The sequence below is a fragment of the Acinetobacter sp. YH12227 genome, from assembly GCF_013417785.1.
Classification (GTDB): Bacteria; Pseudomonadota; Gammaproteobacteria; order Pseudomonadales; family Moraxellaceae; genus Acinetobacter; species Acinetobacter gandensis.
This window is the reverse complement of sequence record NZ_VPDH01000038.1, coordinates 20,856-35,216: the sequence shown is the minus strand read 5'-3', so window position 1 is coordinate 35,216 and position 14,361 is coordinate 20,856. Positions and strand designations below refer to the sequence as shown.

The following is a 14,361-nucleotide window of genomic DNA, read 5'->3' as shown; positions in this document are numbered from 1 at the left end:
TATTTGAACAATCTAAAATATTTGTATTACCTGAAAAAAGGCAAAGGCAATGTCCGCGAGTAGTGAAAATTAAAGCACAAAAATATCCAAGAAAATGCCAGTCAATTTCTTAACTGACTGGCATTAAGTCTTCGGACTGGTTTTTTTATGACTGAAAATTCATTTCTTGTTTCATTTATTAATTAAATGAAAATCATAAACTTATAAATATAGCTCTTTTCGCTTACACAATAATGAGCAAATCAAACCGTTTAAAACTTGTACAGATCACTCTTTACACATTATGATAAAAAATCATCACGGATCGATGATTGACAATAACAACAAGAATGTTGGTCAAATTAGACTGAATGGAGAAAGGCAATGCACTATCAATATCACTGTGCTTGTTGCAACAAGGTATTAGCTTCAAGCGACAAAGAATGTTCTGAATGTGGCTCACATAATATTCGTAGCCCTTATGGCTTTTGGATATTCTGTATTTTGAGCTGTCTCGCTGTGGCCATACTATTTAAAAGTGTACAAGTCTATTTACAACAGCATGATGCCGAAGCACCGACAACGCAGCTGAATATTTTTGAAGTGCTACAACATGACGACAAAGTAAATCGTTAATGAATTTATGTTTAAAACTTTAAATAATTAAATTTAGATATTTCATCTACAGAACAAAAAAGCCTGACATCGAGTAGGCTTTTTTATATATACATCTACCAATCCCCTTTACCAATGACTTAGATATGATGAATGCTTATCTTTATCTCTAAAATTATTTAAAATAGTCAAATCGTCATGAGGTTTAAAATATGGTTCAGTTGATTAAAAAAGGTGGTTTACGTGAACGTGCTAATCGTAGCCGCTCATACAAAGGTTCAGAGAATACTGAAACCACATTAAAGCCTAATCGCTACCGTGATCAAAATGGGACAAATGAATCTACTCAACTACAATCATGTGAACAACCGTTAGTAACAAAACCCGATTTGGCACAAAAGTAATTCTTCAATTCGTTAATTTCATCGAAAATAACGAATTGAAAATAAAAAAGCCAAGCGAGTTCACTTGGCTTAAAAACGTTTAATTCTAAAAAAACCACTCTATTTGCTTAATGACCAAACATGCTCATTGCGTCATACCACAACCAAATAGCAAAAACTAAAAATAAAGCACCTGAGATAACATCGATATAGCTACCTGAACGTTGGTAGAGTGCTTTGATTTTAGGCAAAGACATAATCATCATAAACAAACTAAACACCAAAAATGTTTGAATGGGAATAATGACAGCCAATTGCGCTTTTAAATTACCAGCCGCTGATGAACTAAGTGCCAGTGAAAAAACACTACTAAAATAAATTAAAGTTTTCGGATTGGCTAGATTGGTAAACAATCCCAATAAAAAGTAGTTTTCTTTTTTTTGTTGATCTAATCCCTGACCATCATCCAAATTGGCTTCTTTATTAAGACTTTTTAGGCCGCCACTGAGCATTGCCCAACCCATTTTAGCCAAGAAAAAACCACCCACAAGCATTAAAACTTGCTGAATCCATGGAAATTGTTCAATCAGTACAGTAAAGCCTAATAAGGTCAATACCACCCAAACAACAATACCAACAGAAATACCTGCAATAATTTTTAAGGTATTTGCACGTGTGGTCGATGCAGCACTTTTAGCAATTAATAGAACATCAGGACCAGGACTCAACTGCGCAACAAAGTGTAATGCGCAGATGGTAAGTAACATAGACATGAAAATATGACTGAGGAATTGAAAACTTGAATAGTATATCGTCTGTTCAAAAAAAGTGTCGGAAATGTCTTTTGATGTTTTCTAAAGCTAAATAGCGCGCATAAAAAAGCCGAATCAAAGTTCGGCTTTTTATTTAACTGAGTTCGTTATTTTTTATTCACATCTTTTAGTTCAATCTGTTTCGCATCAGATGTTACTTCACGTGCTTCACCATCAATCACTGAAGAATCACGGCCAGATTGTTGATTTTGCATATCCTGCATTTGACGCATCATGTCTGCAAATGGGTTTTGACCTTGAGCTCCACCCATATCGCCCATCATGCCACCCATCATTTTTTCCATCATCGCTTGCTGGCGTTTCATCATTGTTTTCATCATGAAAGCTTTCATTGCATTTTGTACAGGTGGAATAAGGATTAACAGCGCCATAATATCTGAGATTAAACCAGGCAATAACAGCAAGAAACCTGCAAAAATTTTAGGTAAATTGCCCGTTAATGCTGGATCAGCACCCATTTGACCTGCTTGCATCTGCTGCATTTGTGGCATCAGACCGGATGCATATTTACGAATAATATTCATACCGATAAAGAAGGCAGCCACGAACCAGAAAAAGACATACCACATACTGCCGACGAGGTCGCCCACACCGATCCAAACAAACACTTCCAGGATCAAGCCTGCTAAAATCAGAAGAAATAATTTCATGAAAATTAAACAAATCTCAGTAAATTAATTTAAGGTGTTGCAATCAACTGCTCAATCACTATCAAGCTTTTTTGACACGCTTATGTAACAATATGGGCATTATTTTATTTTTAAAGGGCGAAAAGGGCAAACATGTCATTAATTATCGGTATTGACCCAGGGTCGCGCTTAACTGGTTATGGAATCATCGAACAAGATGGCTCAAAACTGCGTTTTGTTGATGCTGGCACAATTCGTACCGAAACCACTGAAATGCCCGAACGCCTCAAGCGAATCTTTGCTGGTATTGATCGCATTGTAAAATTTCACGGCCCAACGCAAGCTGCTGTTGAGCAAGTGTTTATGGCACAAAACCCAGACTCTGCATTAAAACTGGGTCAAGCACGTGGCGCAGCCATTGCGGCATTAACCAATTTAGATTTACAAGTGGCAGAATATACTGCTCGTCAAATTAAACAATCTGTTGTCGGTTATGGTGCTGCCGATAAAGAACAAGTGCAAATGATGGTGATGCGCCTACTCGACCTCAGTATCAAACCGCAACAAGATGCCGCCGATGCTTTAGCAGCAGCCATTTGCCATGCACACGCATCAGGTAGTATGAGTAAAATGGCTGTATTAAATGCGCTTGGCGGTATGGCGCGTGGACGTAGTCGAGTATGTAGCCGTCGTCGTTAATACACATATAGGTAAACGTGTATCTAATAGACTATAAGATAATTTAAAAAAACTATCTTATTAACGAATCATTTTAAAGTCTGAATAATCCAATTCATGCATTGGGATGACGTGCTGATCAATTTTAGTGACATTGGCACGTAATGGTCCGACCAAACTATGTTTAATGATTTTGTGAATAGCCTCTTCAGTACCAATCACCAGCGCTTCAACTCCCCCTGTCGTTAAATTTTTTACATAGCCATTTAGCTCAAGCTTAATAGCCTGCTGTTCAAACCAACGGCGATAACCTACACCTTGCACTTTACCTTGAATCAATAATTTAACCGCATGCATTTTAATCTGTGTCCTTTGAGTAGTTGACTACATGATAAACGGCTTGTGCCATATCATGCGCTTGTAGACCACGCATACCCGACTGGGCCAAGTAATCACCAGCTAAAGCATGCAGCGTTACGATTTCATGCAGATGAATTTGATCATGAAATTGTGCTTTTAAACTCGCGACCATACCTGCAAGCACGTCTCCCATCCCCCCCGTTCCCATACCCGCATTGCCTACAGTACAAATCCAAAGCTGATCTTCAAGAATTAAACTCCCTGCACCTTTTAATACCCACTGCCCGCGGTATTTTTCTTGTAATTGCAGAATTGCATGAATACGATCTGCTTCGACTTCAGCCGTGGAAATCCCCAATAATTTGGCAGCTTCACCCGGATGCGGTGTTGCATAAGTCTGCCCCTTTAAAGGTTTCGGCGCTTCGGCTAAAAACCACAAGGCATCAGCATCCAATGCCACTTCTAATTGCGATTGTTGTATCATGGCAAACCATGCTTGAAACTGTTGTTTCGCCCAATCATCACGCCCCAACCCCATACCAAAACTAATTGCATCAACATGCTCAATCAATTCTTTAATGTCTGCCGCATTCAACACATTAATATCCCGAAGCATAATATTTGGCGCACGCGATAAAATTGCCGTGTGATGACGTGCATCACAAACTACGGTCACTTTCCCTGCACCGGCATGAAAAGCTGCCTCGGCGGCCATAATGACCGCACCACCCATTTGTGCATGACCACCGACCACCAAGACATGACCATAACTGCCTTTATGACCAAAGGCTTGACGCTCTGGCAATTGCACCTGTTGTGGTGATAAATAAGCGAGTGGCGTGAGTGCAGCATCTGTCGGAATACAGTCCATAACACTGATTTTTCCCGCATATTCTTTGCCTTGGCCTGTAAAGAGTCCCGCTTTTAAGCCCAAGGCAGTAAAAGTGTAATCCGCTTGAAAGGCTACAGGCAAAGGCTGACCTGAATTGGATTGCAAGCCACTCGGAATATCAATCGCAACTTTTAAGCCTGTATATGCATTTAAACGATGAATGATTTCTTGCCAATGCTGATCAAGTGCGCGGTTTAAGCCAATTCCAAATAAAGCATCAATATAAGCTGCATATTCAGTCTGAAAATTAAAATGCGGATAGATGTTTATATTTGCATCTAATGCTTCTTGTGCCGCTCGATGTAAGTCCTTGGATGCTCCCATTTCCGCAGCATAGATATCAACCTGAAAGCCTGCCTGCTGTAAATATTTTGAGGTGAGATAGCCATCACCTGCATTGTTGCCCTGCCCACAACAAACGGCTATACGTTGCACGTTATTTTCCATAAAAATTGGAATGAGTCGCTGGGCAATAGACCATGCCACCTGCTGCATAAGGCCATAACTGCTGTTATGCTGCGTAAACCAGCGTTGCTCCCAAGCTTGAATACTTTGGCTATGATAAACAGGGCTATGGTAAACTTGGGGACGCATTGTTTTTCCTTGTTATGATTATGGCCGCTTCAACTCCTGCACAAAAAATTCCTGTCGATCAATATGATCCAGAAACGCTGAAAGCATGGATTAAAGCTCAAGCCTTAGAATTGGGTTTTTCTGATTGTGTCATTGCCAAGCCTGATGCTCAAGAGGAACTCCCGCGTTTTAAAGAATATTTAAAGCGTGGCTACCATGGCGATATGAAGTTCTTAGAGGAAAATCTGGAAAAGCGTGCCAATCCCACACTATTGGTTCCGGGTACGCGTAGCATTATCTGTGTGCGCATGGATTATTTAGTAGAAACCCCTAAACCACGTTATGTTCCTGATGAGCCTAATGCTGCCATTATTGCCCGCTATGCGCGTGGTCGTGATTACCACAAAGTCATGCGTGGACGCTTAAAAACTCTCTCAAATATTATTCGTGAAAAAATTGGTGATTTTGAATCACGTCCATTTGCCGATTCTGCCCCTGTATTTGAAAAATCCCTCGCTGAAAATGCAGGTATGGGCTGGACTGGCAAACATACGCTGCTCATCCATAAAAAATCGGGCTCTTTCTTTGTATTAGGTGAATTATTTACTTCTCTCGATTTACCTTTTGACACACCTGCAAGCAAACATTGTGGTTCATGTGCGGCGTGTATTGATATTTGCCCGACCCAAGCCATTGTTGAACCATATATGCTTGATGCCCGCAAATGTATTGCCTATCTCACGATTGAATATAAAGGCATCATTCCAGAAGAATTACGCCGCGGTATTGGCAACCGTGTGTTTGGCTGTGATGACTGTCAGCTGATTTGTCCATGGAATAGCTTTGCCCATAAAACCCAAATTGAAGATTTCTACCCACGTCACGGACTGAATCAGGTCAGTTTGCTTGATCTATGGCAATGGGATGAAGCGACTTTTTTAAGTTACACTGAAGGCAGTCCAATTCGTCGTACAGGCTATCAAAGCTTTATGCGCAATATTGCAATTGGCTTAGGTAATGCACCCTACAGTTTAAATATTGTACAATCGCTAAAAAATACACGCGAGAAACATGATGCGATTGTGCAAGTTCATATTGATTGGGCGTTAGCTGAACAAAACTCAAAAATGGTTTAGCTTATTTCAATCTATATTTCCTAGATCCTTGCAAAGTTTATTGTGTGCTAAATAATTAGCAACGAGATCCATGCAATTCACGCTTTAATTCAAAAATAAACTTTGCGATGATTGTGTTGGTATTTAACACAATTATGTAAGCATCTAAAATAATTCAAACTTCTTTTAAAATGCTAATTTCGTTTTTTCTATCTATGTATTAGTTTACAAAACAGTCTTGGAAGTCTGCAAATTTTGCGTATGATGATCTGCATTAGGCAGAAAATATGGATCATTTATGAGCTACCGAAATGACTGGAGACATCCAGAAATACAAGAGTTGTACCAACAACCACTGATGGATTTATTATTCCAAGCACAAAGCATTCACCGTGAACATTTCCAGGCCAATCATATTCAAGTAAGCACCCTGCTTTCCATTAAAACAGGTAAATGCCCAGAAGATTGTAAATATTGCTCGCAATCCGCGCATTATGACTCGGGTTTAGAAGCTGAAAAACGCATGGCGGTGGAAAAAGTCATTAATGAAGCAAAAGCAGCGCTTGCTTCGGGTTCTTCACGCTTTTGCATGGGGGCTGCATGGCGCAATCCACACGAACGCGATATGCCTTATGTATTAGAAATGGTTCGTGAAGTCAAAGCACTCGGACTTGAAACCTGTATGACACTTGGCATGCTCAATCAATCACAAGCAGAGCGCCTACATAAAGCTGGACTTGATTACTATAACCATAACTTGGATACATCTCGCGAATACTATCCAAATGTCATTAGCACCCGTAGCTATGATGATCGTTTGACTACTCTCGATTATGTACGTCAATCTGGCATGAAAATTTGTAGTGGCGGGATTGTCGGTTTGGGCGAAAATCGTGATGACCGGATTGCCTTTTTGATGGAACTGGCGACACTTCCAATTCATCCTGAATCCGTACCGATTAATCTACTCGTGCCCATTCAAGGGACGCCTCTTGCCGATGTGGAAAAACTCGATGTCATTGAATGGATCCGTACCATTGCAGTGGCTCGCATTATTATGCCTAAAAGCTATATTCGCCTTTCCGCAGGGCGTGAATCCTTAAGTGATTCAGAACAAGCTTTGGCATTTATGGCAGGTGCCAATTCACTTTTCTCAGGTGAAAAACTTCTGACCACACCAAATGCTGGCGAAGGTAAAGATCAAATCTTGTTTGCCAAACTTGGCTTAGTGGCTGAGAAACCTAAACCTAATGCTGCACAGCTTTCCACAAATGCAATGGAAATGGCTTAAAAAATAAGAGCCCCAATATTGGGGCTTCTTAATCTAGGGATAAATGAATTAAGAAGGCGAATTATTTAGCAAAATTATGTGCTGTAATCAATATACCGTAACTGGCATTTAGAAAGTCACCTTCTCGGATGATATCTTGCCCATTGGCATGTTCAACAACCAACTGCTTAGAAACAGCGTCATAATGAAAGGATTCAAAGCAATCTTGATGCTGCATTAACCATGAAATGGTATCTGCCATATTCGCATCTACAGTATAACGCTCTGCCTGAAAGTCTTTGCTCATATCACCTTAATCATATGTCTACTAACCTGTATATTTTAATGACATATCAGTAATCAGGCATTAAAAAAGTGAGCTTAGGCTCACTTTTTTCGATAGAAACGAACGACTACTTCGTTACACCGCATTTACGACATTCCTTGTGCGAACCAATTTCTTCCATTTGCTCGTATTCATAAATATGCATGCAAAATAGTTTTCTGAATAAATGAAGCATGTTCTTAAAACTCCCGTTTAATTTAATGATGTGCTTCTCATATTTCATCCTGAAATATGGCGGTCATGCCGAAACATGCCACATCTAATTTATTAGCATATTTTTCCAATGAGTCAAATATTTTTACTAAAATTAGAGATAGATTCAGATAATCGGCTGGCAAACTAAACACCTCACTCTTTGATACTCTTATATTTTTCTATTTGATATGCGAAAACAAAGAAAAAAAACTCCCCTATTCAGGAGAGTTTTTCATTATTGAAAATTAATAAGTTAATGTTTACTTATACATTTTGACTTGCAAATTTTGCACGTGCTGCATGTAGCTTCTTATAACTATCAATCAGACGTAAATGACGATCTAAACCTTCTAGTTGCATATTGGTTTCAGTTAAGCCATAGAAACGAATACTGCCATCCATAGATCCAATCACTGCATCCATACGCTCGTCACCAAACATACGACGGAAATTATGCTCATAGTCATTAAGATCTAAGTCATCATCCAATTCAACTTCGAGCACGACATTCATACATTGATAGAACAAACCACGTTCGACCGTATTGGTATTGTATTGAAGGAACGTTTCAACCAATTCTTTCGCTTCTTCAAATTCTTGCAAGGCAATATAAATAAGTAGTTTTAGCTCAAGAACGGTTAATTGCCCCCAGACGGTGTTGTCATCAAATTCAATACCAATTAAGGTCACAATGTCGGTATAGTCATCTACTTCAAGCTCTTCTAGACGCTCAACTAGAGCAGCCAATTCATCTTCATCAAGACGATGGATATTCAAAATATCTTCACGGAAATCTAGCGCTTTATTGGTATTGTCCCAAACCAAGTCTTCAACCAAATACACTTCAGAATAACCTGGCACCAAAATACGACATGCAGTTGCACCTAGGTGTTGATAAACAGCCATATAGGCTTCTTTACCCATCTCTTCCAAAATAGCAAACATCGCTGCTGCTTCTTCTGCATTGGCATTTTCACCTTCTGCAGTGAAATCCCACTCTACAAAATCATAGTCTGATTGTGCGCTAAAGAATTTCCAAGACACCAAACCACTTGAGTCAATAAAGTGTTCTACAAAGTTATTTGGCTCAGTGACTGCATTTGAGCTAAAAGTTGGTTTTGGTAGATCGTTTAGACCTTCAAAACTGCGACCTTGTAATAGCTCAGTTAAACTACGCTCTAAAGCCACTTCAAGTTTTGGATGTGCACCAAATGAAGCAAATACACCACCTGTACGTGGGTTCATTAAAGTCACACACATCACTGGATATTGCCCACCCAGTGAAGCATCTTTAACTAAAACAGGGAAACCTTGTTCTTCAAGCCCTTTAATGCCCGCAACAATACTTGGATATTTCGCCAAGACTTCTTCAGGCACATCCGGTAACGCTAATTCACCTTCTAATATTTCACGTTTGACCGCACGCTCAAAGATTTCCGATAAACATTGCACTTGAGCTTCAGCCAAGGTATTGCCTGCGCTCATCCCATTTGAAAGGTATAAGTTTTCAATCAAGTTTGATGGGAAATAAACTGTTTCACCATCAGACTGACGTACAAATGGCAAAGAACAAATACCACGCGCAGTATTCCCTGAATTGGTGTCATATAGATGAGTTCCTAATAACTCATCTTCAGGGTTATAAATTTCACGTGTGTAGTCATCGAGAATTTCAACAGGTAACTCACCTTCTGGCCCCGGTTGGAACCATTTTTCATCTGGATAATGTACAAATTCTGCATTGGCAATCTCTTCACCCCAGAACTGATCGTTATAGAAGAAGTTACAGTTCAGACGTTCAATGAACTCACCCAAAGCAGATGCCAAAGCGCTTTCTTTGGTTGAACCTTTGCCATTGGTAAAACACATTGGAGATTGTGCATCGCGAATATGCAAAGACCATACATTCGGCACAATATTACGCCAAGATGCGATTTCAATCTTCATGCCCAAACCAGCCAAAATACCTGACATATTGGCAATGGTTTCTTCTAACGGCAGATCTTTACCCGGAATAAAAGTGGTACTTTCTGAAGTAAGGCTTGGCATCAGCAATGCTTGTGCATCTGCATCAATGCTTTCCACTTCTTCAATAACAAATTCAGGTCCGGTTTGAATAACTTTTTTCACCGTACAACGGTCTATTGAACGCAAAATACCTTGACGATCTTTTTCAGAAATATCTGCTGGAAGTTCAACTTGGATTTTAAAAATTTGTTTGTAGCGATTTTCAGGATCGACAATATTGTTTTGTGAAAGTCGAATATTGTCAGTTGGGATATCGCGCGCTGCGCAATACACTTTAACGAAATATGCTGCACACAAAGCAGAAGATGCTAAAAAGTAATCAAATGGTCCGGGAGCTGAACCATCCCCTTTATAGCGAATAGGTTGATCGGCAATTACCGTGAAGTCGTCAAATTTGGCTTCTTGTCGAAGGTTATCGAGATAATTAACCTTAATTTCCATGTGGGCACCTAAATATTCTTATGTGTCCGTGCAACACATAAAAATGCAAAAACATAAGCCGAATTACCAAGGAAATTGACTTAAAAATGTGAAGCCAGTACAAATCAAACGTTTATACATACTGTACTGGCAAGAATGGGCATTATTATAAGGTTATTTTGCAGGATTGATAACTTTTCTCTGTTGTTCAGGTTTGGCTTTAGGCTCTACTGAAAGAAATAGATATACCATATTTAATCGATCTCATTTTTCGAAAAAAATAGATCAATGTTTTCCCGTATTAAAACAGCTTTCATTGAATTGTTGTGTTAGTGTGCAAGCGTGAAGAAAAAGGCTTGTCTTTTAAAAAAATCTTCGCTAGTATGCTTTTCGTCTGAACTTGTTGAAATATAACACTTTCAGAATATAGGGCCTATAGCTCAGTTGGTTAGAGCAGCGGACTCATAATCCGTTGGTCCACAGTTCAAGTCTGTGTGGGCCCACCATATAAAACAACCCCTTACGTGCATTAATCGTAAGGGGTTTTTTAATGTCTCAAAAATATCAAATTAAATAATTCAAAATTCAATTTCTCAGCAGTCTAATATGTATACAAACCATTCATTTTGCACTCTAAAAACTGAATTTTGACTTCAAAAATGAATTACGAGAAATAAGCTAGCTTAGGTAGTAAGATGAAAATAAATTAAAATTTGCTCGTAATGGAAAAGAAAAATGTTAAAAATGGATTTACTTTTTATATTTAAAAACGATTATTTAATAAATAATAACTAAATTAAATAGGTTGATTGATGACTGAAAGAAATGAGTGAAAAGTAATTTAAAAAGTATACAAAATTACGATTCAGCCTGTTCTGGCTTTTTCATATCAAGATAAACCTCCACAATTGACCAAAGAACAACCAAAGCAAACATCGCAATTGCAAAGTATACAGCTGTAGATGAAATCATTTGGCATTCTCCATATTCAGAAAGGGTTCAAACAATCAGATTAATAATTTAATCCTACGACAAAAGTCTAATAAGTTATTCATTTCCTGAATAGACATATTTCGACAATTTTTAAGAGTATTTTTATCTATGATGATATGTTTGCTGTATAAAAATTAATTCAATTATTGCTATTTTCTATCAGTACAAGCTGAGCAAAATAATTTGAATAAGCAAACAATCGATTTTCTGACATAAAGCCTCTTGACTGATTTCACAAACAAGCAGAAATTACACCTTTTCAAAATCACCGTTTCACTCATTATGTTGAAAAAATTTATTGGCGAATCTGCATTTAAACTTGCGGGCTGGAAATACCACGTTGAACCTGATGTATTAGAGAACAAACAAGTTATTGTGGGCTTTGAGCACACCTCGATGATGGATGCAGTTCTTTCTCTTGCGCTATGCCAAATCTATGACATTAAAATTCACACATTGATTAAAAAAGAGCTATTTAAAGGCCCATTTAAACCTGTACTTGAAGCCATTGGCGGTATTCCAGTTGACCGAAAAGCCAATAAAGATATCGTGACTCAAATGGTTGAGCATTTTGAAAAAAATGAAAAATTCAACCTAGTAATTGCACCAGAAGCAACGCGTGCTGCGCGTGGTGAAGCACGTAAGCCTATTCGTACTGGTTTTTGGCATATCGCTAAAGCTGCTGGCGTGCCAATTGTATTGATGTATGCCAATTCAAAAACAAAACAAGGTGGTATTTTCGGTAAGATTCATCCCACCGAACTTGACCATGACTTAGCACTAATCAAAAAACTCTATAAAGAAAATGTAAGCCTAGATATCGTCATTCCAGAACCTAAAAATATAGATTAAGTTACTCTGTAAACGCTGATTGATATAAATGCATCTTAATAATTTTAAGTGTTGCATTTATATCAACTCTCCCACCCTGATTTAGAAATATTATCAACATTAGAAAAATGAGTAACATATTTACAAATTTGAATGATTTTTTTCATTCTACTGGATATTTTTTTTCCACCTATTCATTTCCTCAAATCCAGTACTTTCACACAAAAAAGCCATTATGGTAGAATTTGCTCAATTTGATAGGCATAAGGCCAATCTACAAGGAGCATATTTCGCATGGCGGGTCATTCCAAGTGGGCTAATACTAAGCATCGTAAAGCAAAACAAGATGCGAGCCGCGCTAAAGTATTCACAAAATTTATTCGTGAAATCGTTACAGCTGCACGCTTAGGCGGTGGTGATGTTGCCTCTAACCCACGTTTACGTGCTGTTGTTGAAAAAGCATTAGTTGCAAACATGACACGTGACACCATCAACCGTGCCATCCAACGTGGTGTTGGCGGTGAAGAAAATGCTGATCTAAAAGAAGTAACATATGAAGGTTATGGCGTAGGCGGTGTTGCTGTAATTATTGAAACAATGACTGACAACTTGAACCGTACAGTTCCAGATGTTCGTCACTGTTTTTCTAAAACAGACGGTAACTTAGGTACTGCTGGTTCAGTTGCTTACATGTTTACCAAACGTGGTGAGATTACTTTTGAAGATGTTTCTTTAGAAGATAAAATCATGGACGTCGCTTTAGAAGCTGGTGCGGAAGATATCGAAGTTGATGAAGAAGAAATTCTAGTCATCACAACACCTGAAACTTTTGGTGATGTACAAGATGCACTTGCTGCGGCAGGTCTAAAATCTGATAACGCTGAAGTTGTGATGAACCCTTCAACTAAAGCTTTAATCTCTGATATCGAACAAGCGAAAAAAATCATTAAAATGATTGATATGTTTGAAGATCTTGATGATGTTCAAAACGTGTACACCAACGTTGAATTTACAGATGAAGTGATGGCTGAATTAGAAGCTCTATAACTTCTTTTTTGTTAAATATAAAACGCACCCATCGGTGCGTTTTTTTTATTACTGAAAGTTGCGAAATACTCTCTCATATTCCATATTTTATTAAACTTTATTCAATAAGCCATTACAGTTAAAGACGTTATATTGCTTAATGACGAAGCTTGAATGTAGTGCAACCACGTGTTCAATTTTACCAATGCGTTTGAGTAAAATTTCACTATAATTTTCCATATCACGCGCAACGACTTCAACAATAAAATCTGCCGACTGCCCTGTCACTAAAAAAGCATTGATCACTTCTGGAATACTTTCAAGTTCTTCTAAAAATTTAGCAAATGTATCGGTATCGTGTTTACTTAAAGAGACTTGCAGCAAGACATGCAGGCTAAAGCCGAGTTTTTGATAATTTATTTCACGCTTTAAACCACTAATAATATTGTGATCAATCAATTGTTTGATCCGACGATGAACTGAACTGACCGATAAATTCACCCGCTCTGACAGTTCATTTAAATTGACATCTTCATGGGTCAAAATTTCTAAAATTTGTTTATCAAAACGGTCTAGTTCCATCAGTCTACTCCAGCCATTTTTGAAAACAGTGTTGATGATCTCAATTCATCAAACGTCTGTTGTCATTTTCAATGTTATTGTAAATTTTAAAATCAGCATTTATGTGCAAGTTTTCTCATGTATAGCATAATTTATTAAAAATAATAAAGCTCATACGCATTATAAACATAATAATTTGCATAAATATCGTGATTAAATGAATGTTTTTTCATCAAAGTTTAGTTTTTATATTCTAAATGACGTCTTTAGACAACCTACCAATAAAGCTTCTCGATGCATTCCATTGATCTGAATAAATCAATTTCAGATAAAAGGAAAATATATTTTATTTTATATTTTTCAATTTTTTATTTTTACTCTATTTTTCAATGTGCGCTCTATTTCACATTTTGCTTTTTTTCACTTATTTACTAGGTTTGGTAATTACATTAAAAAATAGCGGCGGTTCATAAATATACAAAAAAACAAAAACGGAAGAATAAACATGGCAATTAAATCACTAAGTTCACTCAGCTCAAAATTAAGTTCTGTACTTAGCCCATCCTTACAACTCAGTACAATTAGCAGCACAGTCAGTAACCTACTTAACCCGCTTAACCTTTAACCAATATCA

The 14,361-nt window shown here is 37.9% G+C and carries 14 protein-coding genes and 1 tRNA gene; 8 read left to right on the top strand and 7 right to left on the bottom strand.

The window, feature by feature from the left end; genetic code table 11:
- Nucleotides 1-363: 363 nt before the first annotated feature.
- Entirely contained in the window at nt 364-615 is a 252-nt protein-coding gene (locus FTV09_RS09975; protein ID WP_067763325.1) for a hypothetical protein, read from the top strand.
- Between the two features lie 191 nt (nt 616-806).
- The gene (locus FTV09_RS09970; protein ID WP_067763323.1) at nt 807-998 is read left to right on the top strand and encodes a hypothetical protein; all 192 of its coding nucleotides are present in this window, start codon (nt 807-809) and stop codon (nt 996-998) included.
- Nucleotides 999-1,105: 107 nt separating this feature from the next.
- Here the strand turns inward: FTV09_RS09970 and FTV09_RS09965 are convergent, their stop codons facing one another.
- Nucleotides 1,106-1,750: a LysE family transporter gene (locus FTV09_RS09965; RefSeq protein ID WP_180058230.1), complete on the bottom strand. Its 645-nt coding sequence runs from the start codon at nt 1,748-1,750 to the stop codon at nt 1,106-1,108.
- A 146-nt stretch (nt 1,751-1,896) separates the two neighbouring features.
- Nucleotides 1,897-2,460 carry an FxsA family protein gene (locus FTV09_RS09960; RefSeq protein WP_180058229.1) on the bottom strand — a complete coding sequence of 188 codons (564 nt, stop codon included), beginning with the start codon at nt 2,458-2,460 and terminating at the stop codon, nt 1,897-1,899.
- 132 nt (nt 2,461-2,592) lie between these two features.
- Between FTV09_RS09960 and ruvC the strand changes: the two genes are divergently transcribed.
- A complete protein-coding gene (gene ruvC / locus FTV09_RS09955) occupies nt 2,593-3,138 on the top strand; it encodes a crossover junction endodeoxyribonuclease RuvC (RefSeq protein ID WP_180058228.1) in 546 nt (181 codons plus the stop codon).
- A gap of 60 nt (nt 3,139-3,198) precedes the next feature.
- Here ruvC and FTV09_RS09950 read toward each other — a convergent pair whose 3' ends face one another.
- A complete protein-coding gene (locus FTV09_RS09950; RefSeq protein WP_180058227.1) occupies nt 3,199-3,474 on the bottom strand; it encodes an acylphosphatase in 276 nt (91 codons plus the stop codon).
- Between the two features lies 1 nt (nt 3,475).
- Entirely contained in the window at nt 3,476-4,963 is a 1,488-nt protein-coding gene (locus tag FTV09_RS09945; RefSeq protein ID WP_180058226.1) for an NAD(P)H-hydrate dehydratase, read from the bottom strand.
- Nucleotides 4,964-4,983: 20 nt separating this feature from the next.
- Between FTV09_RS09945 and queG the strand changes: the two genes are divergently transcribed.
- Nucleotides 4,984-6,078 carry a tRNA epoxyqueuosine(34) reductase QueG gene (gene queG / locus FTV09_RS09940; RefSeq protein WP_180058225.1) on the top strand — a complete coding sequence of 365 codons (1,095 nt, stop codon included), beginning with the start codon at nt 4,984-4,986 and terminating at the stop codon, nt 6,076-6,078.
- A 277-nt stretch (nt 6,079-6,355) separates the two neighbouring features.
- Entirely contained in the window at nt 6,356-7,348 is a 993-nt protein-coding gene (gene bioB, locus FTV09_RS09935) for a biotin synthase BioB (RefSeq protein WP_180058224.1), read from the top strand.
- A gap of 61 nt (nt 7,349-7,409) precedes the next feature.
- Here the strand turns inward: bioB and FTV09_RS09930 are convergent, their stop codons facing one another.
- Both FTV09_RS09930 and FTV09_RS09925 read right to left on the bottom strand, forming a co-directional pair.
- The gene (locus FTV09_RS09930) at nt 7,410-7,634 is read right to left on the bottom strand and encodes a hypothetical protein (protein ID WP_180058223.1); all 225 of its coding nucleotides are present in this window, start codon (nt 7,632-7,634) and stop codon (nt 7,410-7,412) included.
- 498 nt (nt 7,635-8,132) lie between these two features.
- Nucleotides 8,133-10,337: an OsmC domain/YcaO domain-containing protein gene (locus tag FTV09_RS09925; protein ID WP_067763307.1), complete on the bottom strand. Its 2,205-nt coding sequence runs from the start codon at nt 10,335-10,337 to the stop codon at nt 8,133-8,135.
- 408 nt (nt 10,338-10,745) lie between these two features.
- Here FTV09_RS09925 and FTV09_RS09920 point away from each other — a divergent pair.
- The 3 genes from FTV09_RS09920 (at nt 10,746) to FTV09_RS09910 (ending at nt 13,187) form a co-directional block, all read left to right on the top strand.
- A tRNA-Ile gene (locus tag FTV09_RS09920) sits at nt 10,746-10,822 on the top strand.
- 769 nt (nt 10,823-11,591) lie between these two features.
- Nucleotides 11,592-12,161 carry a 1-acyl-sn-glycerol-3-phosphate acyltransferase gene (locus tag FTV09_RS09915; protein WP_180058222.1) on the top strand — a complete coding sequence of 190 codons (570 nt, stop codon included), beginning with the start codon at nt 11,592-11,594 and terminating at the stop codon, nt 12,159-12,161.
- Between the two features lie 273 nt (nt 12,162-12,434).
- Nucleotides 12,435-13,187, top strand: coding sequence for a YebC/PmpR family DNA-binding transcriptional regulator (locus FTV09_RS09910; protein ID WP_067763305.1), 753 nt, complete (start codon nt 12,435-12,437; stop codon nt 13,185-13,187).
- A 90-nt stretch (nt 13,188-13,277) separates the two neighbouring features.
- Here the strand turns inward: FTV09_RS09910 and FTV09_RS09905 are convergent, their stop codons facing one another.
- Nucleotides 13,278-13,748, bottom strand: coding sequence for an Lrp/AsnC family transcriptional regulator (locus FTV09_RS09905; protein ID WP_067763303.1), 471 nt, complete (start codon nt 13,746-13,748; stop codon nt 13,278-13,280).
- Between the last annotated feature and the right edge of the window lie 613 nt (nt 13,749-14,361).